The sequence below is a fragment of the Rhizobium sp. WSM409 genome, from assembly GCF_057653825.1.
Genome location: NZ_JBYGKP010000005.1, coordinates 326042 through 351553, shown reverse-complemented (window position 1 = coordinate 351553; position 25512 = coordinate 326042). Strand labels below are relative to the sequence as shown.

25 protein-coding genes and 3 pseudogenes are annotated in these 25512 nt (G+C 59.2%); 15 read left to right on the top strand and 13 right to left on the bottom strand.

Features of this window, described 5'->3' with window-relative positions:
• Positions 1-2075 precede the first annotated feature (2075 nt).
• Both AC25BC_RS34405 and AC25BC_RS34400 read left to right on the top strand, forming a co-directional pair.
• Positions 2076-2213 (top strand): annotated as a pseudogene (locus AC25BC_RS34405) (LacI family transcriptional regulator); the annotation flags it as partial.
• A gap of 257 nt (positions 2214-2470) precedes the next feature.
• Positions 2471-2689 (top strand): helix-turn-helix domain-containing protein, encoded by a 219-nt coding sequence (locus AC25BC_RS34400; RefSeq protein WP_017997054.1) that lies wholly within the window; start codon positions 2471-2473, stop codon positions 2687-2689.
• Between the two features lie 75 nt (positions 2690-2764).
• On the opposite strand, the gene AC25BC_RS34395 is transcribed toward AC25BC_RS34400, so the two are convergent.
• Positions 2765-3373: a J domain-containing protein gene (locus AC25BC_RS34395; RefSeq protein ID WP_128440173.1), complete on the bottom strand. Its 609-nt coding sequence runs from the start codon at positions 3371-3373 to the stop codon at positions 2765-2767.
• A gap of 96 nt (positions 3374-3469) precedes the next feature.
• Here AC25BC_RS34395 and AC25BC_RS34390 point away from each other — a divergent pair.
• A pseudogene (locus AC25BC_RS34390) lies at positions 3470-3595 on the top strand (transposase domain-containing protein); the annotation flags it as partial.
• Between the two features lie 110 nt (positions 3596-3705).
• On the opposite strand, the gene AC25BC_RS34385 reads toward AC25BC_RS34390, so the two are convergent.
• The 4 genes from AC25BC_RS34385 to AC25BC_RS34370 form a co-directional block, all read right to left on the bottom strand.
• Entirely contained in the window at positions 3706-3972 is a 267-nt protein-coding gene (locus AC25BC_RS34385; RefSeq protein ID WP_012759978.1) for a DUF982 domain-containing protein, read from the bottom strand.
• 353 nt (positions 3973-4325) lie between these two features.
• Positions 4326-5132: a hypothetical protein gene (locus AC25BC_RS34380; RefSeq protein WP_017997260.1), complete on the bottom strand. Its 807-nt coding sequence runs from the start codon at positions 5130-5132 to the stop codon at positions 4326-4328.
• A gap of 422 nt (positions 5133-5554) precedes the next feature.
• Positions 5555-6649: a DNA polymerase IV gene (gene dinB / locus AC25BC_RS34375; protein ID WP_128440172.1), complete on the bottom strand. Its 1095-nt coding sequence runs from the start codon at positions 6647-6649 to the stop codon at positions 5555-5557.
• Between the two features lie 3 nt (positions 6650-6652).
• Entirely contained in the window at positions 6653-6916 is a 264-nt protein-coding gene (locus AC25BC_RS34370) for a hypothetical protein (protein WP_017997258.1), read from the bottom strand.
• A gap of 159 nt (positions 6917-7075) precedes the next feature.
• Here AC25BC_RS34370 and AC25BC_RS34365 point away from each other — a divergent pair.
• Positions 7076-7375: pseudogene (locus AC25BC_RS34365) on the top strand (hypothetical protein); the annotation flags it as partial.
• A gap of 164 nt (positions 7376-7539) precedes the next feature.
• On the opposite strand, the gene AC25BC_RS34360 reads toward AC25BC_RS34365, so the two are convergent.
• From AC25BC_RS34360 to AC25BC_RS34350, 3 genes are all read right to left on the bottom strand, one after another.
• Positions 7540-7677, bottom strand: a complete 138-nt coding sequence (locus AC25BC_RS34360) for a hypothetical protein (RefSeq protein ID WP_164903049.1) — start codon at positions 7675-7677, stop codon at positions 7540-7542.
• Between the two features lie 58 nt (positions 7678-7735).
• Positions 7736-8368 carry a hypothetical protein gene (locus tag AC25BC_RS34355; RefSeq protein WP_128440171.1) on the bottom strand — a complete coding sequence of 211 codons (633 nt, stop codon included), beginning with the start codon at positions 8366-8368 and terminating at the stop codon, positions 7736-7738.
• A gap of 87 nt (positions 8369-8455) precedes the next feature.
• Positions 8456-8893, bottom strand: coding sequence for a VOC family protein (locus AC25BC_RS34350; protein ID WP_012759983.1), 438 nt, complete (start codon positions 8891-8893; stop codon positions 8456-8458).
• A 565-nt stretch (positions 8894-9458) separates the two neighbouring features.
• On the opposite strand from AC25BC_RS34350, the gene AC25BC_RS34345 reads away from it, so the two are divergent.
• Entirely contained in the window at positions 9459-9647 is a 189-nt protein-coding gene (locus AC25BC_RS34345; protein WP_017997253.1) for a hypothetical protein, read from the top strand.
• Positions 9648-10223: 576 nt separating this feature from the next.
• Positions 10224-10370, top strand: a complete 147-nt coding sequence (locus tag AC25BC_RS34340; protein ID WP_003552150.1) for a DUF1127 domain-containing protein — start codon at positions 10224-10226, stop codon at positions 10368-10370.
• 574 nt (positions 10371-10944) lie between these two features.
• On the opposite strand, the gene AC25BC_RS34335 is transcribed toward AC25BC_RS34340, so the two are convergent.
• Positions 10945-11337, bottom strand: a complete 393-nt coding sequence (locus AC25BC_RS34335) for an SMI1/KNR4 family protein (RefSeq protein WP_128440169.1) — start codon at positions 11335-11337, stop codon at positions 10945-10947.
• Positions 11338-11482: 145 nt separating this feature from the next.
• Positions 11483-12349, bottom strand: coding sequence for a helix-turn-helix domain-containing protein (locus AC25BC_RS34330; RefSeq protein WP_128440168.1), 867 nt, complete (start codon positions 12347-12349; stop codon positions 11483-11485).
• A gap of 195 nt (positions 12350-12544) precedes the next feature.
• Here AC25BC_RS34330 and AC25BC_RS34325 point away from each other — a divergent pair, with 195 nt between their 5' ends.
• Genes AC25BC_RS34325 through AC25BC_RS34310 form a run of 4 tightly spaced genes read left to right on the top strand, consistent with a single transcriptional unit; the run spans position 12545 to position 17764 of the window.
• Positions 12545-13714 (top strand): sugar ABC transporter substrate-binding protein, encoded by a 1170-nt coding sequence (locus AC25BC_RS34325; protein ID WP_128440167.1) that lies wholly within the window; start codon positions 12545-12547, stop codon positions 13712-13714.
• Positions 13715-13739: 25 nt separating this feature from the next.
• Positions 13740-15305, top strand: coding sequence for a sugar ABC transporter ATP-binding protein (locus tag AC25BC_RS34320; protein WP_128440166.1), 1566 nt, complete (start codon positions 13740-13742; stop codon positions 15303-15305).
• Positions 15302-16306, top strand: a complete 1005-nt coding sequence (locus tag AC25BC_RS34315) for an ABC transporter permease (protein WP_113545325.1) — start codon at positions 15302-15304, stop codon at positions 16304-16306. Before AC25BC_RS34320 ends, AC25BC_RS34315 begins: the two co-directional genes overlap by 4 nt.
• Positions 16307-16336: 30 nt before the next feature.
• Entirely contained in the window at positions 16337-17764 is a 1428-nt protein-coding gene (locus AC25BC_RS34310) for an arabinose isomerase (RefSeq protein ID WP_128440165.1), read from the top strand.
• A 513-nt stretch (positions 17765-18277) separates the two neighbouring features.
• Here AC25BC_RS34310 and AC25BC_RS34305 read toward each other — a convergent pair.
• A complete protein-coding gene (locus tag AC25BC_RS34305; RefSeq protein WP_128440164.1) occupies positions 18278-18736 on the bottom strand; it encodes a helix-turn-helix domain-containing protein in 459 nt (152 codons plus the stop codon).
• A gap of 356 nt (positions 18737-19092) precedes the next feature.
• Here AC25BC_RS34305 and AC25BC_RS34300 point away from each other — a divergent pair, with 356 nt between their 5' ends.
• Together AC25BC_RS34300 and msuE are read left to right on the top strand one after the other, a co-directional pair.
• The gene (locus AC25BC_RS34300; RefSeq protein WP_033184081.1) at positions 19093-20295 is read left to right on the top strand and encodes an MFS transporter; all 1203 of its coding nucleotides are present in this window, start codon (positions 19093-19095) and stop codon (positions 20293-20295) included.
• A 207-nt stretch (positions 20296-20502) separates the two neighbouring features.
• Complete coding sequence (gene msuE / locus AC25BC_RS34295) at positions 20503-21063, top strand: FMN reductase (RefSeq protein WP_017997244.1); 561 nt, start codon at positions 20503-20505, stop codon at positions 21061-21063.
• On the opposite strand, the gene AC25BC_RS34290 is transcribed toward msuE, so the two are convergent.
• The gene (locus tag AC25BC_RS34290) at positions 21039-21257 is read right to left on the bottom strand and encodes a hypothetical protein (RefSeq protein WP_128440163.1); all 219 of its coding nucleotides are present in this window, start codon (positions 21255-21257) and stop codon (positions 21039-21041) included. The two genes, msuE and AC25BC_RS34290, sit on opposite strands and share 25 nt — an antisense overlap.
• Before the next feature lie 50 nt (positions 21258-21307).
• Here AC25BC_RS34290 and AC25BC_RS34285 point away from each other — a divergent pair, with 50 nt between their 5' ends.
• From AC25BC_RS34285 to AC25BC_RS34275, 3 genes are all read left to right on the top strand, one after another.
• Positions 21308-22147: a MetQ/NlpA family lipoprotein gene (locus AC25BC_RS34285; protein ID WP_128440162.1), complete on the top strand. Its 840-nt coding sequence runs from the start codon at positions 21308-21310 to the stop codon at positions 22145-22147.
• Between the two features lie 89 nt (positions 22148-22236).
• A complete protein-coding gene (locus AC25BC_RS34280; protein WP_026157700.1) occupies positions 22237-23322 on the top strand; it encodes a methionine ABC transporter ATP-binding protein in 1086 nt (361 codons plus the stop codon).
• Positions 23303-23956 carry a methionine ABC transporter permease gene (locus AC25BC_RS34275; RefSeq protein WP_128440161.1) on the top strand — a complete coding sequence of 218 codons (654 nt, stop codon included), beginning with the start codon at positions 23303-23305 and terminating at the stop codon, positions 23954-23956. The genes AC25BC_RS34280 and AC25BC_RS34275 overlap by 20 nt, the downstream gene beginning before the upstream one ends.
• A gap of 1 nt (position 23957) precedes the next feature.
• On the opposite strand, the gene AC25BC_RS34270 is transcribed toward AC25BC_RS34275, so the two are convergent.
• The gene (locus tag AC25BC_RS34270; protein WP_020487153.1) at positions 23958-25316 is read right to left on the bottom strand and encodes an LLM class flavin-dependent oxidoreductase; all 1359 of its coding nucleotides are present in this window, start codon (positions 25314-25316) and stop codon (positions 23958-23960) included.
• Positions 25317-25512 lie beyond the last annotated feature (196 nt).

Sequence of the window (25512 nt, the reverse complement as noted above, 5' to 3'; positions counted from 1 at the left end):
TGTGCCTTGGACCATTCTGTCGATAAAATCACCAAAACCGGAGAAATGTCGTCATTATCTCCGATTCTCTGAGTCTCACAAGGGAAATAGCGTTAACAGGAGTCAACGCACAGCAGAATTGCAGGTCACATCGATTCTCTTTTAAAGGGAAGGTCGTGGTTTCCTTATTCACAGATCATATTGACTGCCGTCAAAACGGCCGATTTTCGCAACAAACGCAACGGCTTAAGAGTTTTCGCCACTCAAGGTCCATCTTTGCCGCTCAAAACGTGTCGGATACAGAGAGAATGCCGGCAATCGACCGATCGCCTGGCGTGAGATCCGAGACGCCGGCGAATCGGGCGGGCGCCGCATATCTTCTCGCAAGCGGAAGAACTCTTATTCCGTCCAAAATGCGATCTTCGCGCCTCACCGTACTAATCGACGCCTTTGAACCGATCTCGGCAGGGATTGGGATGCTCGGAGAGGTGGTCGAAAAAGGCGGGGCAGGCATCCGACGCATCTATTGGGGGTTCACTGGCTCGCGCTCGAAAGCCGGGCGGATCGATTGGACAAGCAAGCGACCATTCCCAGCGCGGTTCCCCTAAACGACGGGGGGAAACGAATCCGACATAATGCAGATGATCCATGCGATGGACTGCTGCGCAGTGGTTCTTTGACGGTTTCTGCCTGCCGTCGTCGCATAGCGATTTCACGCGCTTCGCCGCTCGGATCCGAGAGCAGGGCGTCTGTGTTTTCACCTGCAGCGAGAAGAAGACCGGCCGAAAGTTTCCGCCCGGCCTGTCAGCGATTCATCTACACCGAGAACGTTCTTCCCCGGGCGAACCATAGACGAGCAGATCCCCGCGCCTGCCGACAAGCCGCTGCTGCCGGCAATTGCGACCGTGCCGTTCATCAAACGTGCCGTCACAAGAGAGCAATAGACCGGGCCAATTCGATCCGTGCTTCGCCAAGCCATTCCTCGATACCTCCCCGGCCGGCCGATCAGTACGACACCCTCATCCGCCGCTGTTATCCTGGGAGCGGCCGAGACGGAAGCTGGGGCAGGGCAGGAGAGTGATGCCGCGTCACCAGGACTATCCCGGGCAGACCCCTCATGCGAAGTGGGCCTGCTTTTGGGCATCGTCGAGCCCGGACGCGAAAGCGGTCAACAAGAGCGCCCGGTCACGAATATCGGCGTGGCTTTTGACCTCGCGGGCTTCGGAAGCTTCTCGAGTACACGGCGGTGACCCCTGGAGCTTAACCGCCAGGCGGACGGATGGGGGCTCGCACCGCCCAGCCGCACTGCGGTCTCCGGCGACGGTGAGGAGAAAGAACCGGTGAACCCAAGCCAGCGGCGTCAGAAACCGACCAGGATGTCCGACGCATGTGAACCGTGTCTGGCGCATGCGGCCCGAGCACTCTCAAAGATCCGTCCGGCGGAGTTCAGCTTCAACCGACCGCCATGCCCGTGCCTGGGATCTTCTGGGCGCTTGATCGGATCCCAAAGGTGATGAGCCACGAATTTTGGGGCGCAACGCTTCTGGCACCTGGCGGGGGAGGGGAGAGCGCTTCGGAAAAAGGCACCAGGCTTCGAGATAAGCGAGCGGAGGCGAGTGCCTTTAATTGGCCGGCGAGATGCTTGTGCCTTGCGACCTCCGACGGATGTGTCGAGCGCAATCTGTTTGGAAGGCCGTGTTCGTCGTAGAGATCGTCATGCACGGAGGTCGGCCTGGAAGGCGCCGCACCGGCAGGGCCGCGAGATCCCCGATCGTCTCGATCGGATGGCCGTTTCTTCCGCTGCCCTAGTTCGATGCCGGAACCCTCAATCGCTTGCTCAAGGAGCTTTTCAACCAGTTTACTGGTGCGCCGTGCGGGCGAATGGACCAGTTCCTTGGCTCCGGCGCAGAGGTCGGAGAGCCGTTCGGAGGTCGGTGCGGTCAGCGTTGTAGGTCTAAGAGGTTACATCTGAGCGTAAGGTGGCTCATTACCGATACTTGCCCTATCGGTGGCAGAAGTAATAGGCAATATCGCTTCTAGTTAACTCGCTATTTACGATAATTTCAACGCGTTATGATGCTGATAACTAGCCACCCGGCATCGAGGTTGCAGTCCAACGTCATGGCTCGATCGGATAAGAGGCTGGAAAGGTGGTTGCCCAGAGGCTGCTGACGCGCACGGAAGGGCCGGACACGATCTTTTGCGCCAACGATCTGCTCGCCTGCGGCGTCATGTGTGAGCGTCTCTCGCCGCGAATTCCCTGCAGCATAAAGACGCTCCGCTGCAGCCGTCCACGAGCCCCGCAGGGTAGGTTCGCACCTCTCGCTGGCCGCCACGCGAGGTTGTCCGCCCCTTCGCCACGTCGGACTTTACTCCGCCTGGCAAGCTGATAGAACGAGCGCCCGCGGAAATCGCCCGGACCCGGGCGGTGGCGTTGGAACTATGAAACTGTTTTGTACGTTTTCCGGCCGCCAAAAGGAGCTTTAACGACATGAACATGGTCTCGAAGATTGTGAAATCCCCTGTTGCTCTGTCCGTCGGCGGCTTGCTTGCGGAAGCTCGCGCGGCTCGCGGCTATTCGCTGGATGACGTTGCAGAAACCACTGGTCTGACTGTGGCCGAAGTGACAGCTCTGGAGAACGACACGGATTTCGACGCGTCAAGGATACGAAGGACCGCGGCCGCTCTAGGGGTTTTAGACAAGATTTGAGACGTGCGCCGCGCACTACACAGCTTTTTCACGGCAGCGTCTTATCTGTTGACCCGCAGAGACTGTGTCTCCGATTTAGCAGAACCCGTTCAACTTGAGGATTTTATGGGCGTCGATTGCCGCTTGGAGCTCAGCTTCCGAGTTTCGATCTCCTCGGTTGGCGTCTGGATGATGTAGCTTGAGCATCTGCTTATAACGGCGCCTGATCTCCTCGGGCGCCGCGTCCTGCGAAAGGCCGAGCGTTTCGAAGGCTTTCGCTTCCAATACCTTGAGCTTACGTCGCTGGAGATCAGCTTTCGTTGCTTGATGCTGTAAAGCACTCTTGCGCGCGTTAAGGGTTTTTGCTGTGCCTGAGCGGACGGTCGAAGGAAGCGGCATCTCTGTCGCATGATCAACGCGGGTCCCCCACGTCTTACGGGCGCCGCTTGCTGCCTCATTCTGATAGCGGGCGGTCACCGGATCGGACAGATTGCTCGCGAAATTATATCCCTTATTGTATTCTCTCGCATGTTGCGGGCAGAACAGCAGGTACAAACCCTCCGCATCTCGCCCAACGGGCGCACGATTGGTGCCGCCGCTTTCGCAACCGTCCCACTGGCATTTCGACTGGGAAGGCTCGGGGGGAAGAGCTGATTTTTTGCTCGTTGGCCTCAGGCCGACAAAAATTTTCGAATCAAACGTCATCGCGCGTTATATGGCGGTTTTCATCGAAGCGGCAAGCTGCCACGAAGCCTGTCGGCCCGATGCCCGCTCATCGGCCGCACGCAAAAGAGCATCCCGAAGCTCAACGCTATCGATCCATTCGCCTACCTGACCGGCTCGCTCACCGCTATCGTCAGCGGCCCCAAACATTCTCGGATTACCGAGTTGTTGTCATGGACAAATCAAAACGACGCCATTGCTTGATGCCATAAGTCCGCGGTTCACTCGCTCTCGACGAACATGAGATGGAACTACAGAGGCTGAACTGTGACGAGACAACATTCCGATACAGTTCCGAGGGTGAGCGATGTGGATCAATGCGCCACGACAGTGAGAGCTGTTATGCCTGCCTCTTCGGCCGCGCGCAAAAGCGCTTCGCGAAATTGTTCCGGAGGAATCTGCCCACTGATTGCATCGACACAAGCTTTCACGGCGGCGACATATTCCTCGCCGTCATCGGATGGCCAGTCCCTGATCAGGATATCCGCGGCATCGCCGAGCGTCCGGACGATCTTATGCGTGGCCGGGCCGCGTAGAGCTAGTCCGACCGGCTTGAATGCCGACGATGTGTTCCAGCACATTGTCCTCGACCCCTCAAGGTTATGGATACTGCAGTCCCCCCACTGCAGCATACGCGCCTATTCTAAAATTAGGAATTCAAGACTGAATGATCGATGACTGCGTTGACGCAAGCAGGGAGTTCCAAGATCTCGGCAGTTCTTGATCACCCGCTGAACGATCGGATGCCCTTCGCGAAGGCGGTTTTCGATTTCCACCATCCCCAAATTGAGCCTTCGATGAGTGCCGCAACTGTCGAGTATCGTCGATGGTCATGCCCGCACGTTCGCGGAACAGGCCGACAGCAATCGTCGGGCCCGGCGTTCGTCGCGTCTTTCCTCTTCCACAATAACGAGTCCTATCGCGTCATCAATGCTCACCCCTCGATGGCACTCAAATATCTTGTCATCGACTGGTCCACGATACGAGACCCTTCTCGTTCGATCGTTCGGCCCGAAAATCCACCATAGACCGCCTCGAACCGATATGGGCGTACCGCTTCCCCGATACGTCTCACCGCCTCTGGGCCGAGCGGAATGAGGTTGGGATAGCTGCGCATGAAACTCACATATTTGCGGTCGAGTGTAACCTGCATCGTGTCGCCGGCGAATAAGGCGCCCTGGCCGTCCGCCAGCCAGGGACAGTACATGACTGAACTACCGGGGAAATGGCCGCCGCATCGGATCAGGGTCGACCGACCGAGTTGCACGCTTTCACCCTTCCATTGATTGAGCGCTCCGCCAGACCTTTGTACCCATTCGCCATCGTCGGAATGAATGTAGATCGGCACATCGCCCAGAGCGGAACTCCATTCCATCATCGAGGTGTAGAAATGCGGGTGCGAAATGGCGATGGCGCTCAGACCTCCCAATGCACCAATTCGGTTTATGCTCGCCTCGTCAATGAGACTGAGGCAGTCCCAAAGAATGTTGCCGTCGGGGCTCTCGATCAGGAAGGCGCGCTGGCCGATCGCGAAATCAGGCGAAACCTGAAGGCTGTGGATGCCTCCGGCTTCCTGACGCCAGGTCACATCATGGGTGCGACCAAGTGCTGCGATGTCCGTCCACGCCTGCCCCGATGCAGGGACAAACTGACGATCGTCTTCGCAGATGGGGCACGCGGGCGGCGGCTTTAAGCGCTCGTCGAACTGAGTGCCGCAAGCGGTGCAGATATGAAACCCCATGGTTATGTCCTTCCCCTGCTTTTCCGGCTTTCAAAACAATATGGACAATCCGACACTTGCGTTGCCGGCCGTGAAAATAACGGGCAACGACCCGATGGCGTGGCCTGCACGGCTCCGTATAAATAGGGTCAGAGCCTGCCCCTTATCGCAGCGCGCAATATGCCACGTGCAATCCTGCCAGCCGGAACCGTCTTCCTGCAAGTAGGCGAGCATGTCGCTGTCGATTTTGATCGAAACAAGATTTGGTCGGCAGCGCCGTTCGCTCGATGCCCGTTCCCCAGTTTCTTTGCCGTCTCGAACATGTTTCGGCGGCATCCATCGGATCGACCGCGCTGCAGGGCCGGTTTGCCATGGTTGCTGGCGTCGGGGACATTCCGGATCGGGCTCAATTCAGACCCTCCGGCCCAGCCGATGCTGGCGGTCTAAAGCGCAAGCCGCAACTGTGGTGCCGTACGAGAAGCCCGCCGGTTTTCCAGTGACGACAGCGTGACGCCGAGTAGGCGTATGCCTTTTCGCGGCGGGAAGATTGGCGCAAGAAGCAGGTCGACCACCTCGTCCAGATCGGTGATCGCCGGCAGGGGAGCCGGAACGGTTTTGCTGCGGGTGATCTGGCTGAAGTCGGCATATTTGACCTTGAGCGTCACCGTCTTGGCGCCGATCTCATTGGCCTCGCAGTAGCTCCAGACTTTCGAAATCAGCGGCTGAAGCCCTTCGCGCGCGGGCTCAAAGGAATGGATGTCCTGCGAAAACGTGTCTTCCGCTCCGATGGATTTCCGCACCCGATCCGGCTTGACCTGGCGATTGTCGATACCGTGGGCGATGCCATAAAAATACGGTCCTGACTTCCCGAAATGTTCGACGAGGAAGTCGAGCGTTCTCTCCTTGAGGTCCGCGCCTGTTTCGATCCCGAGCCGATGCATCTTCTCGGCTGTTGCCGGCCCGACGCCATGAAACTTCTTGACGGGCAGGCGCTCGACGAAGGCCGGACCGTTCTTCGGCGTGATGACGAACTGGCCGTCCGGCTTGTTCTGGTCGGATGCCATCTTGGCGAGGAACTTGTTGTAGGAAATGCCGGCCGAGGCGGTGAGCCCGGTGGTTGCTTTGATTTTGGCGCGGATTTCCGCAGCTATCTCGGTGGCGATCTCCATGCCTTTGAGATTTTCAGTGACGTCGAGATAGGCCTCGTCGAGCGACAACGGCTCGATCATCGGCGTGTACTCGGCAAAGACCATCCTTATCTGCAGCGAGACGGCCTTATAGACATCGAAGCGCGGCTTGACGAAGATGAGGTCCGGGCATTTCCGCTGCGCAGTCACCGAAGGCATGGCGGAATGCACACCGAACTTTCTGGCCTCATAGCTGGCGGCCGCCACCACGCCGCGGGCAGCAGGACTGCCGACGGCAACCGGCAAGCCTCGCAGCTCCGGATTGTCACGCTGCTCGACCGATGCGTAGAAGGCATCCATGTCGACATGCACGATCTTGCGCGGCCGCACTCGGCTTTCTTCACCCGTCATCCTCTAGCTTCCATCAGCTAGACCACTACCCAAACATGGGAAATGTGCCCCACACTTGTCACCCCCGGGCGTCTGCATGCGCTCGCAGCCCATGGCCATGCGTCGGCGGATTTCCGCGAAGCTGACACTTGCGCCAAACGCTTTCACCAACAGCCTGCGCTCATGCGCGCAATGGCGGTCGCACAGACGGCAGAGGAGTTCAACCACCGGGACCTTGTGATCTTTCAGTCTAGGGATCGCATCGTCCACAAGCCGCGTTCGGCGCATCCGAAAATAACCTTCCTTGCCATCCGCTTGAATCCGATGGCGATTTTTCTGCCTTGCACTCGTGGTCAACTTCAGCGGTCATATGCGCATTGACTCATTTACGCGTTAAGAACAAATATAGAACATATAGCTCCTACTCAAGCTGAAAACGGGTTGCCGTTGAAGGTAGATCATGAACTCCGCCGCCCAAAGGCCGTCCTTGACAGTTTGCGCGAACAGATCGCGCACCTGAAAGCGCAGGTCAGCGTAAGCGAGACGTTTTGCCCTTCGGCGTGGCGTCGATCGACGAGCGGCTACCGGGCGGTGGTTTGGCCTACGGGGCGCTGCACGAGTGCGCTGGCGGCGGGGGTCGGCACCGTCGACGTGGCGGCAGCCACCCTGTTCATGGCCGGGATTGCCGCGCGTACCAAAGGCAAGGTCGTCTGGTGCCTGACGCGTCGCGACCTGTTCTTTCCGGCTCGGAAATCTCCGAACTGCCTACGAACGCGATCCCCGATCCTACGGAAGAATTTCCAGGAGCAGAGGCTGAAGAGCCGTCCAACGATTGGTCGGGAGCTTTGCCCTGACCGGCAGGCAATAAAAAAGGCCGGGGCGAACCGCACCGACCTTTCAAACATCGCTCTTCACACCAGTGCCAGTACATCCGTGGTCAAAAGCAGATAAGCGACTTCGGCAATCGCGAACACTCTCGTGGAGCGCTCACCAGCAACGCCGATGACCTGAAGATAGTCGAGCACAGCGTCCGTTTCAAGGCCTGCCATACGAAGCGGCCCGGAGATTACCTTGCTTTAGAACCGCTGGGACCCGCAATAGGCCTCCTTAGCGAAGCAATCCGTCGCGTCCGAACTCCTCCCAGCCTGCCAGTTCCGTGCGAGGTGCCTCGTCGGATCCGGCGACGGTATCCCCCTTGACGGTCTTGCCCTTCTTCAGCGACCGCGTCAACTTCGCCTTATATGCTGCCCGCCGTCGGTTCTCCACCGCCGCCGCCGCATCCTCCTCGCGCCATTCTTCGACGACGCCTCGATCGAGCAGGTCTTCCACGACGCGCGGGTCGAAGACGTGGAACGTGATCTTCCGCGCGCGACCGCGCAGTTTCACCGTGCGCGTTCCAGCACTCGGCAGGCGGCCGTCCTTGAGCCAGCGATGACGCTCATTCGTCTTGATCGAAAGGATATCCTGGATCTCGCGCGGGATTACCGGCAGGCTTTCGATGTCTTTCAGCGCACTGGCGACAACAGACGCCGCTGCATGGAATTCTGTCTTGACACTTGCAGGCATCGACAGCGTGAGTTCTCCTTGCTCGATATCGAGCGACTTCATCGAAGCGACCGGGAGCCGTGCACGGAGTTCGAGCAGAATTCCCTTCGCGCGGATCGACGATCCGAGGGTCGCTGCTGGCGGCAGCACCCACGTCTTGACCAGCTCGACATCGTTCTTTTCGTGTTTCGGCATGGCGCCTAGATGGGATCACCAGCGTTCCTCGTCAACGAGCGCGATATTCGCAGGATGAGCCAGGCGCGACCGATCGCTCGTCGCTGCTCACCCAAGTTCCTGGGCAAGCCCGATAAGAAGACCTTCGGGTCCGCGAATGTAGCAGAGCTTGTAGGCGTCCTCATACCGGACGACATCGCCGACAAGCTGGGCGCCGCGCGTGCGCAGCCTCTCAACGGTCTCTTCGACGTCGTCGACCGTGAACATGGCTCGCAGGTAACCAAGGGCGTTGACCGGGGCGTTCCGATGATCCGCGACGACATCCGGTCTGAGGAAGCGCGACAGCTCCAGCCGGCTGTGCCCGTCCGGCGTGCGCATCATGGCGATCTCGACGTGCTGATCGCCAAGACCCGTGACACGACCGGCCCATTCGCCTTCGATCGTCGCGCGGCCTTCGAGTTCGAGGCCTAACTCCTGAAAAAAGTCTATTGCCACTGCGAGGTCTTCGACGACAATCCCGATGTTGTCCATTCGCTTAAGCGCCATGCTCTCCATCCTCCGGTTTTCGTTTCGATTTCCTTCTAGGACGTGGATGGGCCATCGGTCCCGACATCGCTATCGAAATCTTTAGGCAAAACATCGGATGGTGTGACAACGGCGCCCAGTTCAGGATCGTTAGCATCCGAATTTCCGAGCCCGACGATGTCGAGGTGATCGTTGACGGCAGTTGCTGCCTATTCCCGCACGTCTGAAGTTCTGGCCGGAAGTGGTCCGCCACGCTCGTCCGGCACAATTCACCTGGCGGCCCACCCGCACCTGCGAGGAATTGCGGCAATTAGCTCGACAGTGGGCGTCGTGCTCACATCTTTTTCTGGCATGCCCGTGCCAAATAGTCGTCAGACGTGTGTCACGTTGATTTCACGCGATTTCCAAAGTGGGCTCTATTAGATTTTTTCGTAATCTCGCCGGGACGCAGAGCGCTTGTCGTTGGATCGCATTTCTGACAGCGCCGATCATCGAAGAGGCAATGAGTTCTCGTGCCGATCAAGCCTTCTCCTCGGCGGCGGTCGGTTCATCTTGGTCATGCTGTAGTGCAGGGAGGTAGCTTAATATGCAATTTCTGATCCATTCAAAGACGATCGCGGAACTTGAATACGACGACAAGGCTTGCCTCTTGCGGGTCGTCTACAAAGACGGACGAGTTCGGTCTGTTCCTGATGTCGCTCCCACACTCGTAATGAAAATCGTAGCGCAGGTTCCCGTCGAGCAATCTCCCTACCTCATGCAGGCCGCAATCTGAAGGTTCCGCGAGCGGAGACGCGGCACTTTCATCTTCCTCACCGACGATCAGGGACCGTGGGCTTGGCTTCCCAAGGCAGGGCGCCTACGATCGCTTTGATAGATACGGTCCAATCGCGGCCATGTCATCTGACGCGGGGATCTGGGAAATGCGCCGCGAGCCACAGGAGCTTCTCCATTCGAGGCTCATGTGCTGGGTGGCGGTCGATCGGGGAATTCGCCTCGACGATCGCAATAAGCAGGAATGGCGCCCGTAAAATCGACTGGACGCATTCGGCGTCTGATTGAGGTAACCGAAACCGATCGGCCGCTTCCATTATTATCCAAGCCGTTTGTAGCATCGACCTCACCTCCGTGGCGCAAGCCACGGAGGTGAGGTCCTACTTGCTATTCGTCCGCGGTTTGAAAAGGGAGTCTTTGCGCGAAAAAGAAGCACACCATGCGCTCACCGCATAGCTGAGATGAGAGATTGTGGCTGTTTTAAACCGATTGAAGCGCCTATATCTCCATCATCGAAACGGCGCCGGAACCAACCAAGGTCGCTGACGTCAGACAGCCCTCATGAAAGGGGATCATCATGAACGTAGCACGCTCTTTCAACAACTGGCGCAAGTTCCGTCAGACGGTCACCGAACTCGGACGCATGTCCAGCCGCGAACTGCAGGACCTCGGCATAGATCGGGCAGACATTCGCAGCGTTGCCCGCGCCTCGATCGCGCGCTGACCGCCCCGCACGACTTGAATCTACATTGGTTGATGCCCGCTCCTAAGGCGGGCATTTTTGCGTCGAGGGCCGTGCCCCGGCGACGTATGGAGCTCCGGTCGTATTGGATTCTTCCGGTTTGCGTTTTACGCATGGCTGCGATGCAACATAAGACATTTGCATCGTACGGGGGCTGTGTATGATCGTATCTGTCGAAGCAATGCACCTCCTCCCGCAAAGCTTCGCTTTCAGCCGGCCCACTTTTTCCTCCCATGGGACGTCTGTAAAAACAGCGGCACTCCTCCTCCCAGTCGCTGTTCGATCTTCAGAAAGCCTGCCGCACCTCCTCCCGCGGCAGGCTTTTTTGTATCAAGCCTCTTCCCGATGCAGATTAAGATCAAGTGCAGCCGTTCCCAACCTCATCACTCAGCCCACCGGACCCGGCTGCCCCTGGCACCGGGCCAGCAGTTCGCTCGAGAGCGATATCCCGCACAGCAACTGCTCTATCGATTGTCGGTATCGCAGGAGACGCTGATCCAATAACGGCACCGATGAAGAGGCCGTCAGTCATCGCATCATAAGGAGGTGCCGATCGCTATGAGCCTTCGCCCGCCTCAACGGCTCTAGTGAACTCATCGAATGTCCGTCCAAGGACGCGGACCTCATCCGACCACGCGCCGGCAAAGACAAACGGAATGGAGATGTAACTTCCGCCGATTATCCCATAAGCGGTCGGGCCGCCATTCGAACCAATCAAGAACCGGTCGACCTGAAACTCGAAGAGTTCATAACCGTGGGCCTTGGCAAGCTCCGCGACACTCCACAGAACGAGATATCCTTGACCGACTTCATCGTTGAATCCATTCGAGATGCGCAAGAACGCCTTATAGTCTTCCGGCAAGATGATCGAGATCGAAGCCTCGCAGGCCTCGATCTCCGACAGACTGGCGCCAGGCAATTGATATCCATGTCGCAACCTTCCCAGCATGCGAGACACTCCGGTTCGAAATGCAATCGGCGTTGACGACCGCAGAATAGGGCATCCCACTCCGCACGCAACCGCGCCTGCGATACGAACCCGCCGGCTGATTCGAAGGCAAAGGAGCATAAGATCAGTCTCGACAAGGCTTACGTTACGAGCGTTTAGCCGCCCTGAAATCCGTTGGGCTCGAGCCGATCAATTGCCGGAACTGGGTCGAAAAATGGAACGCCGAGTGAAAACCCAGGAGACCGGCGATCTCCTTGATCGATTTGTCGGTGTTCACCAGAAGGTCGATGGCCCGCTGGAGGCGCACCCTCATCTGATACTGCTTGGCCGACATGCCAGTCTGCTCGCGAAAAAGACGCCGGAAATAGGGATAGCTGACGCCAAGTTCGTCGGCGAGCTGTTCGACAGACAGAGGCTGGCCGCAGCGCTCCATCAAAATCATCCGTGCACGATCGACGAGCCTGTCGGCAGCATTGCTATTGAGATCGGCGGGGCGGCATAAAAGGGCCAGCAGTTGAAGGCCGAGGGTCGACAGCAGCGGCTGATTGCGCAGGCAATCGTCCTGCGCCAGCGCGTGAATCGACGCGAATACATCGGCAATTTCGGAGCTGCTGGCATGGGCCGGCTGCTCGGGGCGCAACAGGCCTGCATCGCGCGCAAAATCGAAAGCACTTCCCCGGCATTCGATCCAATGTTCGACCCATCCAGTCCGGCGGTCCGGAGCAAAACGGTGCCAGACGCCGGGAAAGAGCAGGAAAATAGAGCCTTCGGCGATGGTAATCTGCCGACGTTCTGGTCCAAACTCCAGCCGGCCGCTGCCCGCGCTGATCTGCACGACCTGATAGGCGCTCAGGATACGGCCACGCGACCAGCTGAAATGGTGGTCATCAGGATGACGGCTCGGTGGGTAGTCGGAATTCGGTCCGATCTCTGTATACCCGGTGGAGATGGCCGTACAGCCCCAGGCGGCGCAGAGCCGGTTGTCGGGCATGTAGACGAAGTAGCTCTGCATGACGGCGGCCAAGTCTGAGGATCATATTTTGCATGCAAAAGATCACTTTTGCGGAAATTGCCGACGTGTCAACGAAAATTCCTAGTGTTAACGTCACTATGCAGGGTCAGTTTTAGAATGACGCTGCAAAATATTTGCTGAGATCATCAGCGGGCCGCCGCTGCCGGGGAGGGCAGCGGCCGGGAGGAGAAAGACATGAAACATCAAGCCACACTGCTGGTGGTTGCCGCGTGCCTTGCGGCTTCTGCTTCTTATGCCGAGGACTTTCACGGGTTCGATCCGGCGAAGTTCGACGGCAAAATGCTATCGACCGAAAATCTGAAGGCGATGGTGGTCGATGCGACCAAGGCAACGCCGCCGAGAAACGGAAAGAGCTACAGTATTGGTTTCGCCAATCTGCAGCGCGATATCGCCTTCGGCGTGCTCGTCGAAAAGGGGATCCAGGAAAATGCAGATGCTGCCGGCGTCGAACTTGTGATTGCGGATAACCGCCTCGATGGGCCGACTGCGCTCGCCAATGCCAAATCCTTTGCAGAGCGCAAGGTTGACTACGTCATCGAATTTCAGACGGACGCCAATTTCGGGCAGACGGTGATGGATGTGTTCAAACCGGATGGCACGAAGGTCACTGCGATCGACATCCCGATGCCGGGCGCGAGCTTCTTCGGGGTCAATAACCCGAAATCTGGCTTCATGGGTGGGTCCTATCTCGCAACGGCGGCCGCAAAGAAATTCGGCGCCGATGTCGTAAAGACCGGTTATCTGGTCGTCGGCGCTTTACCGCAGTCGGGCGTCATCCCGCGCATGCGCACGGATGGCCAGCGGGCCGGCTTTATGGCGCTGACCAAGGATTTCCCCGCCGATCATATCATCGAGATCGATACCAAGAACACGCTGCAGGAATCTTTTGCGCAGATGAACAATGTCATCGGTCGCATTCCGCCCGGTGCGCCCATCCTCATCATTGCCATCAACGATCAGGCGACGATGGGGATGCTGCAGGCCGTGCGGGCTGCCGGTCGCGTCGATCAGGCAATTGCGGTCGGCAACGGGGCAGATGAGGCCGAGGCGCTCGCCACCGATCCGAACCTGGTTGCTGCCACTGGTTCATTCCCCGGCAGCTACGGCAACTATCTGATTCCGATCGCGCTCTCCGCTCTTGCCGGAAAGCCGGTTCCGGAGGCGACCTTCGTGACGCACCAAATGGTCACCAAGGCCAATATCTGCAAGTTCTACAAGGAGTTTCCCTGTGCCGGCGAGGCGGATGGATACGTGTTTCCGGAAGCGGAATTTTCAACCTACCTTGCAGACCTGAAGAAGCAGGATTGGCTGAAGGGCTATGAGGCCATTCTCCCTCAGCAATGAGCGAGACAGCGTCAGGGAGCGTGACATGACCGTCCAGAGCACCGAAGGGAGCCGCAATCGGCGGCTCCAGATCGCCAATGTCAGCAAAGCATTTGCCGGCGTGACGGTACTGAAGAACGTGTCGCTTTCTGCCGATGCGGGCGAGATCGTGGCGCTTCTTGGCGCCAATGGCGCGGGTAAGTCTACGCTCATGAAAATCCTCTCCGGTGTCTACACGCTGGACACCGGACAGATTAGAATTGACGACACGGCCAGGAATATCTCCACGCCTCGGGATGCCGTTGCGGCCGGCATCCGGCTGATGCCGCAGGAGCTTTCCGTACATCCGGACCTTTCGGTCGCCGAAAACATCGCGCTTGGCTCCATGCCGAAGCGCCGCTTTTTGGGTATTCCGATGATCGATCAGGTGGCCGTCGACGCACAGGCGCGGGCGCTCCTGAAGCGATTGCGGCTCGACCATATCGAGCCCGGCCGGCGCATGGGCTCGCTGCCATTGTCCGAACAGCGCATTGTCGAAATCGCCCGCGCGCTGGCCGGCAAGGCGCGGATCCTGATCATGGACGAGCCGACGGCGTCGCTGAGTGAGGCAGATGCCGACAATCTGTTCGAGGTCATCGAGGCCCTGAAAGCCCAAGGCGTCACCATCATCTATATTTCGCATTATCTTGACGAGGTCTTCCGGCTAAGCGACCGTATCGTTGTCTTGCGTGACGGCGAGGTCCGAGGTCAGTTCGAAACCCGCGACACCAATCGCGACGAAGTTCTGACGGCGATGCTCGGCAGCGAACTCGGCGACCTCTACCCCGTAAAATCGAAAGTGCTTCAGGACGCAAAGACCGTCCTGTCCGTCGATGGACTGTCACTTCCCGGATGGCTCGACGGCGTGGCATTGACCGTGCGACGCGGCGAGGTTTTCGGCGTCTTCGGCCTTATCGGCTCCGGCGCCGAGAAAATAGGCCGGGCAATCTATGGCGCCGAGCCTGCCGCCCATGCCGAGGCCATTCTGCTGAACGATGGGGACATTGGTCTCTCTGGGCCGCGAAAGAGAGTGCATAGCGGCATCGGGTTCGTGGCCGCAGAGCGAAAGCGCCAGGGCCTGATTGGCAATTTGTCGGTGCGAACCAACACGACACTGCCCTATCTCAGCCTGTTCACGCAATCCGGCGTTGTCGACCAAAAGCGGGAAGACGACAGCACCCGTGAATGGATCAAAACCCTGCGGGTCAAGACCTCAGGTCCGGACCAAGAGATCCGCCTTCTGTCCGGCGGCAATCAGCAGAAGATCTGCCTTGCGCGTTGGCTGCTCGGAAACCCGAATGTTCTGATCCTCGAAGAGCCGACACGCGGGGTCGATCTTGGTGCCCGCCGCGAGATCTACATGGAAATCCGTCGGCTGGCGGAGGCGGGGCTGGCGATCCTGATCGTCTCCTCGGATGCGGAAGAGGTGGCGGGGCTCGCAGATCGCAGCCTCGTACTCGAGGATGGCAAGGTCGTCGCCGAGCTTGGGCAGGACGCAACAGCGACGGATCTGATGCAGGCAGCCGAGCCACGGGCAGCCCTCCGCGATAGGAATGAACTGGAGAAAACATGACCAACTCGTCTTCCATTCCCGCAGCGTCGGAATCGTCGAAGAGGTCGGCAAAATCACGCAGCGACCTTCTTGGCCGCCCGGCCGCCGGCATCGCTCTCTTGCTGGTGTTCTACGTCCTGCTGCTGATCGCCTTTTCGGTTTTCTCCCCCTATTTCCTGACGCTGAGCAACCTGTCCAACATCGGCACCAACATGGCCTTCATCGGGCTGATGGCAGCCGCGGGCACCCCGCTGATCATCGGCGGAGGGCTCGATCTGTCCGTCGCCGCCGTCGCCGGTCTTGCCGGCGTCATTGTGGCGCTGATGCATGCCAAGGGAATCAACATCTGGGCGGGCTGCGGCACCGCTCTCCTCATCGGCTGCGCGGTCGGCGTCCTGAACGGCTTCATCGTCACCCGACTGAAGCTCAACCCGCTCATCGCCACGCTCGGCACAATGAGCATCTTTTCCGGCCTCTCAATGGTGCTGACCGGCGGCCTTTCGAAGCCGCTCTTCATTCCGGCTTTCAACTGGCTCGGGTCAGGGCGCCTCTTTGGAATCCCGTTTCCGATCATCCTGATGCTGTTGGTCTTCATCGCACTTTGGCTGATCCTGTCGAAGACACCGTTCGGACGCTTCGTCTATGCGAGCGGCGGCAATCCGGAAGCAAGCAGCCTGCTCGGCGTGCCCGTCGAGCGGACCCAGATGGTGCTCTATGTCGTCTCCGGCCTTTCGGGGGCGGCAGCTGGCATCATCCTTGCAGCGATGCTCGGCGCCGCAGCACCCAACGCCGCGGGCCAGCACCTGCTCACCATCATCGCCGCCATCATCCTTGGTGGCACCAGCCTCTTTGGTGGCCGCGGCAGCGTCTGGGGCACGCTGATTGCCGTTTTGATCCTCGGCACGCTGAACAACGGCCTGACGCTGATGAACGTGTCCTCCTTCTGGCAGGACGTGACCCGAGGCGTCGTCCTTCTAATGGCCGTCGGCCTCGATCAGCTTCGAGTGCGCCTGCAGAGCTGACGTCATTCTCACCCCATCGGAGAAACAGAAATGTCTGAACGCCCCTTGAAGGCCGGCCTTTTCGGTATCGGTCTGGAGGCCTATTGGTCGCAATTCAACGGTCTGGAAGCGCGGTTGCGCGGCTATGTCGATACCGTCGAGGCAAAGCTTGCGCGCCCAGGCGTCGAGGTCGTCAACCTCGGGCTGATCGACACGCCCGAAAAGGCGATCGAGGCCGGTCACCAGTTTCGCCAGGCCGATGTCGATATCATCTTTCTCTACATCACCACCTATGCGTTGTCGTCGACGGTTCTTCCAGTAGTCCGTCGCGCCAAGGTTCCGGTGATCATCCTCAATCTGCAGCCGACCGCGGCCATCGACTATGCCACTTTCAACGCCCTCGGCGATCGGACAGCGATGACCGGCGACTGGCTGGCGCATTGCTCTGCCTGCCCCGTCCCCGAAATCGCCAATGTCTTCCGTCGAGCGGGCATCAGCTTTCACCAGGTGACCGGCGTTCTCACCGGCGATCCCGTCGTCGAAAACGAGATCGACGGCTGGATCGAGGCCGCCCGCGTCGCACATGTGATGGCGCATAACCGGCTCGGCGTCATGGGCCGCTACTACAACGGCATGCTGGATATCTATTCAGATCTCACCGCGCAGGCAGCGGCCTTCGGCACCCATATCGAGGTGCTGGAAATCGACGAACTGGCGCAGTTGCGGCGTGATGTGAGCGAGGAAGACGTCTCCACCTGCTTGGCGACGATCATCGCCGAATTCGATGTCCAGCCGGATTGCGACCCCAAAGAACTGGCACGTGCGGCAAAGACCGCCGTGGCGCTTCGCAAGCTGGTCGATAAGAAATCGCTCGGCTCACTTGCCTATTACTACGAATCCCAGCCCGGCCACGAATATGAAGATATCATCACCTCGGTCATCGTCGGCTGTTCGATATTGACGGCCAGCGGCGTGCCGGTTGCCGGCGAATATGAGATCAAGAACGCCCAGGCGATGAAAATCATGGACAGCTTCGGTGCGGGCGGCTCATTCACCGAGTATTATGCCATGGATTTCGCCGCAGATGTCGTGCTGATGGGGCATGACGGGCCGGGGCATACGAAAATTGCCCAGGGGCGTACGAAGATCCGGCCCCTCAACGTTTTTCACGGCAAGGTCGGCTCCGGCGTCAGCGTTGAAATGTCGGTTCAGCACGGGCCGGTGACGCTGCTCTCTATCGTCGAAGACGCCGGCAACATCAGGCTGCTTTGCGCCGAAGGCGCCTCTGTGGCGGGCCCGATCCTCGAAATCGGCAACACCAACAGCCGTTATCGATTTCCACTTGGAGCCCGGCGCTTTGTTGAGGCGTGGAACGCACAGGGACCTGCCCATCATTGCGCAGTTGGCGTCGGACACATTGCCGGGCGCATCGAGAAGCTTGGAAAACTCCTGGATCTGGACGTCGTAAAAGTCTGCTGACAAGATGGGATGCAGAAGCGCGCCATAGTGAGCAACCGCTTCATCGTGCGAAAGCCCTCGCAAGATGCATTCGAGCCATAGCGGCAGCACCTGCCAGTCAGCGTCCGTTCAGTCCCGCGTGCCGGATAAAAAACCGTCGTGGACGCTTTGCGGGGGAGTCAAACGCCATAAGCCTGGCCAGCGATGCCAGCTCCTTGACCTGTTCCCCAGCCATCTGCGTAACTGTTGCTTCGGCTGTTTCGGGCATCTGGGTGTCCTTAGCGGCTCCCTTTGCCCGCGCGTGCGACAAAACGGAGACGACTTAGTTCTCTTGAACGAAGACGCGCGTGACAGGACTGCACCGCCTTTCAGATCTCAGAAACCGTCCCGCGCAAAGCCTCGCGATATTATTCCTTGTGCCAAGTAGGCCCTTTTTCTGGAAGCGCCACCGATTGCCCGTCTGGGTCGATCAGCCGCAACCCGCCAAATGACGCGAGCCTGAGCTCTATGCGAGTATCACCTCGGTGTGCCTGACTACTCTCCGAGCGGAAGAGTGATATCCGCTACGGAGGCTCCCAATGTAACGCCGCGACTTTCCGCCTGCGCCATCGCCTTCACCAATGCGATGACCGTTTCGCGGATATTGCTGTCGGCGATCTTTAGAAAAGCGCGATTGAGCACCAATCCCTCTTTCGTTCGCAGGAATTCAGCCACCGGGTCCATATTCGCAGCTAGATCCAGCCCTTGCAGCGTCAACGGCTCGGAATTCTCCTGCTCGAAGAAGAAGCTTGGCGACGTCTGAAGCACCTCGGCGATCCGCTGCAGCCGGCTGGCGCCGATGCGGTTGATGCCCTTCTCGTACTTCTGAACCTGCTGAAAGGTCACACCGATCTGCTCACCAAGCCGTTCCTGGCTCATCCCGAGCAACTGCCGGCGCATTTTGATACGCGCTCCGACATAGCTGTCTATTGCATTCGCTGTCTTGACATTCATCGTGTGTTTTCAGCCTCGATCGCTTTTTTCAATCGGCGCAGCTGTAGTATCCCCCGCATGGCTTTTCCATGGCTGTTTTCATATAGCATAGTGGATAGGCGGCGATCGCGACCGACTGTGATATGAAAGCCCCCCAAAAAGACGTGAAATCACGCAGTAATCACGCGGCCGAAGCGAAAATCGAACAAAAGCCGTACCGATTCGGATAAAACTGGGCTGTAATTGCGTCCCGGCTTGCGTTAAATGCTCTTCAGCGACCGCCGCACGAGAGTCTTCCCAGCCCCGATCGCCCGAAAATCCATCGAATAATAGCGACGTGGCACGGCACCGGCCGTGCCTGTGCAGGAGAAGTATTGATGGCAACCGTTGCCGAGAGCGCGCCTCGTTTCGAAAAAACAACCATGTCTATCCTGATGGCGGTCAGCTTCTGCCACATGCTGAACGACATCATGCAGTCGCTGCTCGCCTCGCTCTATCCGCTGTTCAAGGCGAACTACGATCTCGATTTCGTGCAGATCGGCCTCCTTACCATGACCTTCCAGGTCACGGCTTCGCTGCTGCAACCGCTGGTCGGCATCGTCACCGACCGCTGGCCGATGCCCTATTCGCTGCCCGTCGGCATGGCCAGCACCTTTTGCGGCCTCATTCTGCTCGGCAATGCCGGCAGCTTCGCCCTGCTACTGGTTGCCGCAAGCTTGATCGGCTTCGGCTCGGCGGTCTTCCACCCGGAATCTTCCCGTGTTGCCCGTCTTGCCTCTGGCGGCCGCCACGGTTTCGCACAATCCTTCTTCCAGGTCGGTGGCAATGCCGGCCAGGCGATCGGTCCGCTGCTTGCCGCCTTCATCGTGCTGCCGCTCGGTCAGCACAGCGTCTCCTGGTTCGCCGCCATCGCCATGGTCGGCATGGTCGTGCTGAGCTGGGTCGGCAACTGGTACATCAGCCACAGGCGCCAGAATGCCAGCAAGCCGGCGGTAAGCCGGACCCTTCCGCTGCCGCAGAACAGGGTCGTCTGGGCGCTGCTCATCCTCGTGCTGCTGACGGCAACGAAGAATGTCTACATGGCCAGCGTATCGAGCTACTTCACCTTCTACGTCATCGACAAGTTCGAGCTCAGCGTGCAGCAGGCACAGCTGATGCTCTTCCTGTTCCTCGGCTCCGTCGCCGTTGGCACTTTCCTCGGCGGGCCGATCGGTGACCGCTTCGGTGCCCGTTTTGTCATCTGGTTCTCGATCCTCGGGGTCATTCCCTTCGCGCTTCTGCTTCCCTATGCCAACCTCTTCTGGACGGGTGTGCTCAGCGTCGTCATCGGCCTGATCTTCGCTTCGGCCTTCTCTGCAATCGTCGTCTTCGCGCAGGAACTGGTGCCCGGGCGCGTCGGGCTGATTGCCGGGGTCTTCTTCGGCTTCGCATTCGGGGCCGGGGGGCTTGGTGCAGCCCTGCTCGGCAGTTTCGCCGACACCCATGGAATCGATTTCGTCTACCGCATCTGCTCCTACCTGCCGCTGCTCGGTCTCCTCACGGTCTTCCTGCCGCGTATTCCCAAGCAGAAACCAGTCTGAGGCGACATCGCTTACGGACAATCGATCGAGCCGGAATGGCACCGACAATCCTGCTCGATTTCGCACGTCGCCTTCGCCCATAGGCCCGAACGTATTTTTCTCCTGCTATGGGGAAGAGGGATCACCATTCCTTTAATCCACTATTTTTATAGATAATATTCGTCCAATAATGACGTCGGTCTAGGCACGATATTGGAAGGAAATGGCATGTCTGCTCACAAATTGGTCGGCCTTGCGGGTAGCTTCAACCGCCCCTCGAAGACCTTTGCGCTTGTCGAAAACGTTGCCGGTCTCGCCGGTGAGAAATACGGCTTCGACAACACTATCTACGATCTGACCGATGTCGGCCCCTCGCTTGGCCAGGCGCTGCGCCGTGACGATCTCGATAGTCGCGCCAGGGAAGTCATCGACGACATCGTCAATGCCGATGTGCTGGTCATCGGAGCACCGACCTACAAGGGCAGCTATCCTGGTCTCTTCAAGCATCTGATCGACCTGATCGACCCGCATGAGCTGCGCGCCAAGCCGATCATCATCACTGCGACCGGCGGCGGTGACCGCCATGCGCTGATGGTCGAGCACCAGCTCCGCCCGCTCTTCGGTTTTTTCATGTCGCACACGCTGCCGACCGCGGTTTACGCGTCCGACCGCGACTTCACCGATTACCGCGTCTCATCCGATCCGCTGTCCAAGCGGATCAGCGAGGTCATCGGCGAGCTCGAGGCGTTCTTTCCCAGCCGGAATCAGGCGCTGATCGCTGCCGAGTAAAGAGCGTCGGGATAAGCTTGAAACGGCGCCACGAGGGCGCCGTTTTCATTTTTGGAGCATGCTCTCAAGCCGCAATTAATCCATAAATTTGGTGGAAATTTATCCTGCCGATATCGATGGCAGGGCAAGAGTTTTTCTGGGCTTTGCTCCACATCAGACATTCGTGCTTCGCTCGCGATCTGCGCATTTGCCATGATCGGCCTGCTCGGGGCGTTCGGCCTCATTCAGTCAGACGGGATATACAATGACCAAGAACAAAAATCTTCACGGCTTCCACCTTTCGCGCCGGGCGGCTCTTGCCGCCGTCGCCATTTCTGCTGCCGCAGTCTTTTCCTTTGCCGCACCCGCGCCTTCCTTTGCCGAGGACAAGTCGATCAAGGTCGGCATCATGGCCGGCGAGGAGGAGGATATTTGGCGCGTGGTCGCAAGCGAGGCGGGCAAGAAGGGTCTCAAGATCGAGACCGTCATCTTCAACGACTACACCCAGCCGAATGAAGCGCTGGAACGCGGCGAAGTCGATGCCAACGCCTTCCAGCACCAGCCCTATCTCGACAACCAGATCAAGCAGCACGGCTATCACATCGTTCGCGTCGGTTATACCGGGGTCTGGCCGATCGGCCTTTACACCAAGAAATACAAGTCCGTCGCAGAGATCCCGGAAGGTGCCGTCATCGGCGTGCCGAACGACCCCTCGAACGAAGGCCGTGCGCTGCGCGTTCTCCAGAGCGAAGGCCTGATCAAACTGAAGGAGGACACCGGTATTCTCGCGACCGTCGCCGACGTCACCGACAATCCGAAGAAGATCGAGATCAAGGAACTCGACGCCGGCATCGTCGGCCGTTCGATCGACGATCTGGATGCCGGTATCGTCAACACCGACTGGGCGCTGAAAAGCGGTCTTTCGCCGGCCGAACGCATTGCCCAGGAGCCGATCGCTGATAATCCATACCGCAACTTCATCGCCGTCAAGGACGACAGCAAGGATGCCGAATGGGTCAAGACGCTTGTGTCTTCTTATCAGAACGACACCGTCAAGGCCGAATTCGAGAAGGTCTATAAGGGCACCGGTCTCAGCGCCTATTGATCAGAGGCTGGGCTGGGGTTAAGGCCTGCCGAGAGGCGGTCCGGGCGTTCTTTGCCCGGGCCGCCTTCAGCATTTGCAAGGAAAACCACATGAATTCCTTTGTTTCCACCACGGCGATCGAGGCAGAGCCGCAAACGGCGACCGAAGAGGTGGTGAGGCTTACCGGTGTGAAGCGGCGGTTCGGAACCACTGCCGCACTCGACGGCATTTCGCTGACGGTGAAGAGAGGCGAGATCCTTGGCATCATCGGCCGCAGCGGCGCCGGCAAATCGACGCTGATCCGCTGCCTGAACGGCCTGGAACGCGCCGATAGCGGCGAGATCCTCATCGAAGGCCGAGATATCACCGGACTTTCGGAACAGGAATTACAGCCGCTGCGGCGCCGCATCGGCATGATCTTCCAGCATTTCAATCTGCTTTCTGCCAAAACCGTCGAAGAAAACGTCGCGCTGCCTCTGAAGATCGAGGGTCTTGCAAAGAGCGAGCGCCTGAAACGGGCGCACGAGCTGCTCGAACTCGTCGGCCTTGCCGACAAGGCGAAGGCTTATCCCGTATCGCTATCCGGCGGCCAGAAACAACGCGTCGGCATTGCCCGGGCGCTGGCGGCACGCCCGGCACTGCTGTTGTCCGACGAGGCGACATCGGCGCTCGATCCGGAAACGACGCGGTCGATCCTGGCATTGCTGAAAGACATCAACCGTAAGCTCGGACTGACCATTCTGCTCATCACCCACGAGATGGAAGTGGTACGCGGCATTGCCGATCGCGTCGCGGTCATCGATGCCGGGCGGATCGTCGAGGAAGGGCAGGTCTGGTCGGTCTTTGCCAATCCGCAGGCTGAAATCACCGGGAGCCTGCTTGGCGGTATCCGCCCGCAGCTTCCTGAGCATATCGCCGGCCGGCTGTCGGCGACGGCGGGCAGCGAAGCGATCCTCAGCGTCGATCTCGCCGGGCCACAGGCGCAGGGCGCGCTATTTGCCGAACTCTCGGCAGCATTGCCGCATTCCTTCCGCCTCGTCCATGGCGGCATCGACCATATCCAGAACCAGCCGGTGGCGCGGTTCTTCATCGCCGTTCCCGCGCGCGACCCCGCGCTTGCCGGAAAAGTCGAACAATTCCTGACGGCCCGGTCCGCCCGGGTGGAGGTGCTTGGTTATGACACCGATCATGCTTGAACTGCTTATTCGCTCCCTTTGGGAGACGGTCCTGATGACCCTCGCCTCGGGATTGATCTCGCTCGTCGCCGGCCTGCCGCTCGGCCTTGCTCTGGTCGCGACAGCGCGCGGCGGCATCGCCGAAAACCTCTGTATCAATCGCATGCTCGGGTCAGTCATCAACGGTTTCCGCTCGGTGCCTTTCATCATCCTGCTGGTGGCGCTGATCCCGCTGACGCGGCTGATCGTCGGCACCGCGCTCGGCACCTGGGCGGCCATCGTGCCGCTCGCCATCGCTGCAACGCCCTACTACGCCCGTATCGCCGAAGTATCGCTGCGCGAGGTCGACCGCGGGCTGATCGACGCCGTGCGCGCCATGGGCGGCAACCGCTGGACGATCATCCGCGAGGTGCTGGTGCCTGAAGCGCTGCCGGGCATCGTCGCCGGTTTCACCGTCACGCTGGTAACGCTGATCGGCGCCTCGGCCATGGCGGGCGCGATCGGCGCCGGCGGCCTCGGCGATCTCGCCATCCGCTATGGCTATCAACGTTTTGAAACCAGCGTGATGATCGCGGTGGTGGCCGTCCTCATCGTGCTCGTCTGCGGAATCCAGTGGCTTGGCGACCGGCTGGTCGCCAGGTTGGACCACCGATAAGTCAGCGCCGGAACTGGGCGGCGGGATGAGCGGCGGGCAACCTGCCGTTCCCGCCGCCGAAAAGCTTCTGCCGCAAGGGTCCTGCAGCATAGTCCGCCTTGAAGACGCCGCGCTCCTGCAGCACCGGGACGACCAAGTCGACAAAATCGCGCAGGCTTTCCGGCGCCACTGTCCGCGCCAGATTGAAGCCGTCGATGCCACCCTCGTCGATCCATGTTGCGAGATGATCGGCGATCTGTTCCGGCGAACCCACTATCGGCTTCATCCGGCTGCCGAGCACCATCTGGTCGATGATGTTACGCAGCGTCACGGGCTTTGGCGCCTGTTTCGTGATGGCCGCAAGCGCCGACTGATTGGCGTTGGTCGAGCTCTGGTCGATGACGTCGTCCAATCCATACTTCGAAAAGTCGATGCCTGTCGAAGCGGAGTAATGCGCAAGCGAAGCCTCAACGCTCGCATGGCGGCGATAGTCCTCCAGTCTGTCCCGTGCTTCCTTCTCCGTCCGCCCGACGACGACGGTGATCAGGCTCAGGATCTTCAATGCGTCGGCGCCGCGGCCGAATTCCTTCGCCTTCGCCCGCAGCGCATCGATGGTCGGCTTGGCCGCCTTGGGATTTGGCCCAGCAATGAAGACGCATTCGGCGTGACGCGCGGCGAAATCCTGCCCGCGTGCCGAGGCGCCGGCCTGGAAGAGCAGGGGCGTGCGCTGCGGCGAGGGCTCGGAAAGATGGATGCCTTCCATCCGGTAATATTTGCCGTCGTGACGGACAGAGCGCACTTTGGAGGGGTCGGCATAGACACCGCCTACCTTGTCGCGCACCACCGCATCGTCGTCCCAGCTCCCTTCCCAGAGCTTGTAGAGTATTTCGAGATATTCCTCGGCCGCATCGTAGCGCGCATCATGTTCCGGCAGCTTGTCGAAACCCATGCTGCGGGCGGCACTGTCGAGATAACCGGTGACGATGTTCCAGCCGATCCGTCCCTTGGTCAGATGATCGAGCGTCGACATGCGCCGCGCCAGCAGGAAGGGTGGCTCATAGGTGGTGTTGACGGTGACGCCGAAACCCAGATGTTTCGTGACATAGGCCATCGCCGAAATCGGGATTATCGGATCATTGACCGGGATCTGCGCGCCCGTCTCGATCACCGGCGCCGGGCTACCCTTGTAGACGTCATAGACACCGACGATATCGGCCAGGAAGATGCCGTCCAGCTTGCCGCGTTCGGCGGTCTTGGCAAACTCTGTCCAGTAGTCCAGATCGGTATAATGCGCTGAGCGGTCGCGCGGATGCGTCCACAGGCCGTGGTTGATATGCCCGACGCAGTTCATGTCAAAGGCATAGATCTGCATGGTCTTCATGAGGCGGGTCCCAAAGCCGGCAATAGAAATCAAGGATTTGCCGCATTAATAATCCTAGAGCATGATGCCGAAAAGTGTGAGCGGTTTTCGGACGACATCATGCTCTAACTATATAATATAGAACAGGATTCAGATTTCGGGCCGGCTCGGCCTAAAATCATCCTGTTCGGGCTCTATCGCACGAGGAGCCGGTGAA

Excerpts from the sequence above, each read along its gene's own strand:
- AC25BC_RS34350 (WP_012759983.1), bottom strand. The coding sequence starts at position 8,893 with ATGGCGCTTAAGCGAATGGACAACATCGGGATTGTCGTCGAAGACCTC.
- dinB (WP_128440172.1), bottom strand. The coding sequence starts at position 6,649 with ATGACGGGTGAAGAAAGCCGAGTGCGGCCGCGCAAGATCGTGCATGTC.
- AC25BC_RS34335 (WP_128440169.1), bottom strand. The coding sequence starts at position 11,337 with ATGCTGGGAAGGTTGCGACATGGATATCAATTGCCTGGCGCCAGTCTG.
- AC25BC_RS34280 (WP_026157700.1), top strand. The coding sequence starts at position 22,237 with ATGAATTCCTTTGTTTCCACCACGGCGATCGAGGCAGAGCCGCAAACG.
- AC25BC_RS34275 (WP_128440161.1), top strand. The coding sequence starts at position 23,303 with ATGACACCGATCATGCTTGAACTGCTTATTCGCTCCCTTTGGGAGACG.
- AC25BC_RS34300 (WP_033184081.1), top strand. The coding sequence starts at position 19,093 with ATGGCAACCGTTGCCGAGAGCGCGCCTCGTTTCGAAAAAACAACCATG.
- AC25BC_RS34360 (WP_164903049.1), bottom strand. The coding sequence starts at position 7,677 with ATGGCAGGCCTTGAAACGGACGCTGTGCTCGACTATCTTCAGGTCATC.
- msuE (WP_017997244.1), top strand. The coding sequence starts at position 20,503 with ATGTCTGCTCACAAATTGGTCGGCCTTGCGGGTAGCTTCAACCGCCCC.
- AC25BC_RS34370 (WP_017997258.1), bottom strand. The coding sequence starts at position 6,916 with ATGCGCCGAACGCGGCTTGTGGACGATGCGATCCCTAGACTGAAAGAT.
- AC25BC_RS34340 (WP_003552150.1), top strand. The coding sequence starts at position 10,224 with ATGAACGTAGCACGCTCTTTCAACAACTGGCGCAAGTTCCGTCAGACG.
- AC25BC_RS34395 (WP_128440173.1), bottom strand. The coding sequence starts at position 3,373 with ATGACGTTTGATTCGAAAATTTTTGTCGGCCTGAGGCCAACGAGCAAA.
- AC25BC_RS34380 (WP_017997260.1), bottom strand. The coding sequence starts at position 5,132 with ATGGGGTTTCATATCTGCACCGCTTGCGGCACTCAGTTCGACGAGCGC.
- AC25BC_RS34285 (WP_128440162.1), top strand. The coding sequence starts at position 21,308 with ATGACCAAGAACAAAAATCTTCACGGCTTCCACCTTTCGCGCCGGGCG.
- AC25BC_RS34290 (WP_128440163.1), bottom strand. The coding sequence starts at position 21,257 with ATGGCAAATGCGCAGATCGCGAGCGAAGCACGAATGTCTGATGTGGAG.
- AC25BC_RS34270 (WP_020487153.1), bottom strand. The coding sequence starts at position 25,316 with ATGAAGACCATGCAGATCTATGCCTTTGACATGAACTGCGTCGGGCAT.
- AC25BC_RS34315 (WP_113545325.1), top strand. The coding sequence starts at position 15,302 with ATGACCAACTCGTCTTCCATTCCCGCAGCGTCGGAATCGTCGAAGAGG.
- AC25BC_RS34400 (WP_017997054.1), top strand. The coding sequence starts at position 2,471 with ATGAACATGGTCTCGAAGATTGTGAAATCCCCTGTTGCTCTGTCCGTC.
- AC25BC_RS34355 (WP_128440171.1), bottom strand. The coding sequence starts at position 8,368 with ATGCCGAAACACGAAAAGAACGATGTCGAGCTGGTCAAGACGTGGGTG.
- AC25BC_RS34310 (WP_128440165.1), top strand. The coding sequence starts at position 16,337 with ATGTCTGAACGCCCCTTGAAGGCCGGCCTTTTCGGTATCGGTCTGGAG.
- AC25BC_RS34345 (WP_017997253.1), top strand. The coding sequence starts at position 9,459 with ATGCAATTTCTGATCCATTCAAAGACGATCGCGGAACTTGAATACGAC.
- AC25BC_RS34330 (WP_128440168.1), bottom strand. The coding sequence starts at position 12,349 with ATGCAGAGCTACTTCGTCTACATGCCCGACAACCGGCTCTGCGCCGCC.
- AC25BC_RS34385 (WP_012759978.1), bottom strand. The coding sequence starts at position 3,972 with ATGTGCTGGAACACATCGTCGGCATTCAAGCCGGTCGGACTAGCTCTA.
- AC25BC_RS34305 (WP_128440164.1), bottom strand. The coding sequence starts at position 18,736 with ATGAATGTCAAGACAGCGAATGCAATAGACAGCTATGTCGGAGCGCGT.
- AC25BC_RS34325 (WP_128440167.1), top strand. The coding sequence starts at position 12,545 with ATGAAACATCAAGCCACACTGCTGGTGGTTGCCGCGTGCCTTGCGGCT.
- AC25BC_RS34320 (WP_128440166.1), top strand. The coding sequence starts at position 13,740 with ATGACCGTCCAGAGCACCGAAGGGAGCCGCAATCGGCGGCTCCAGATC.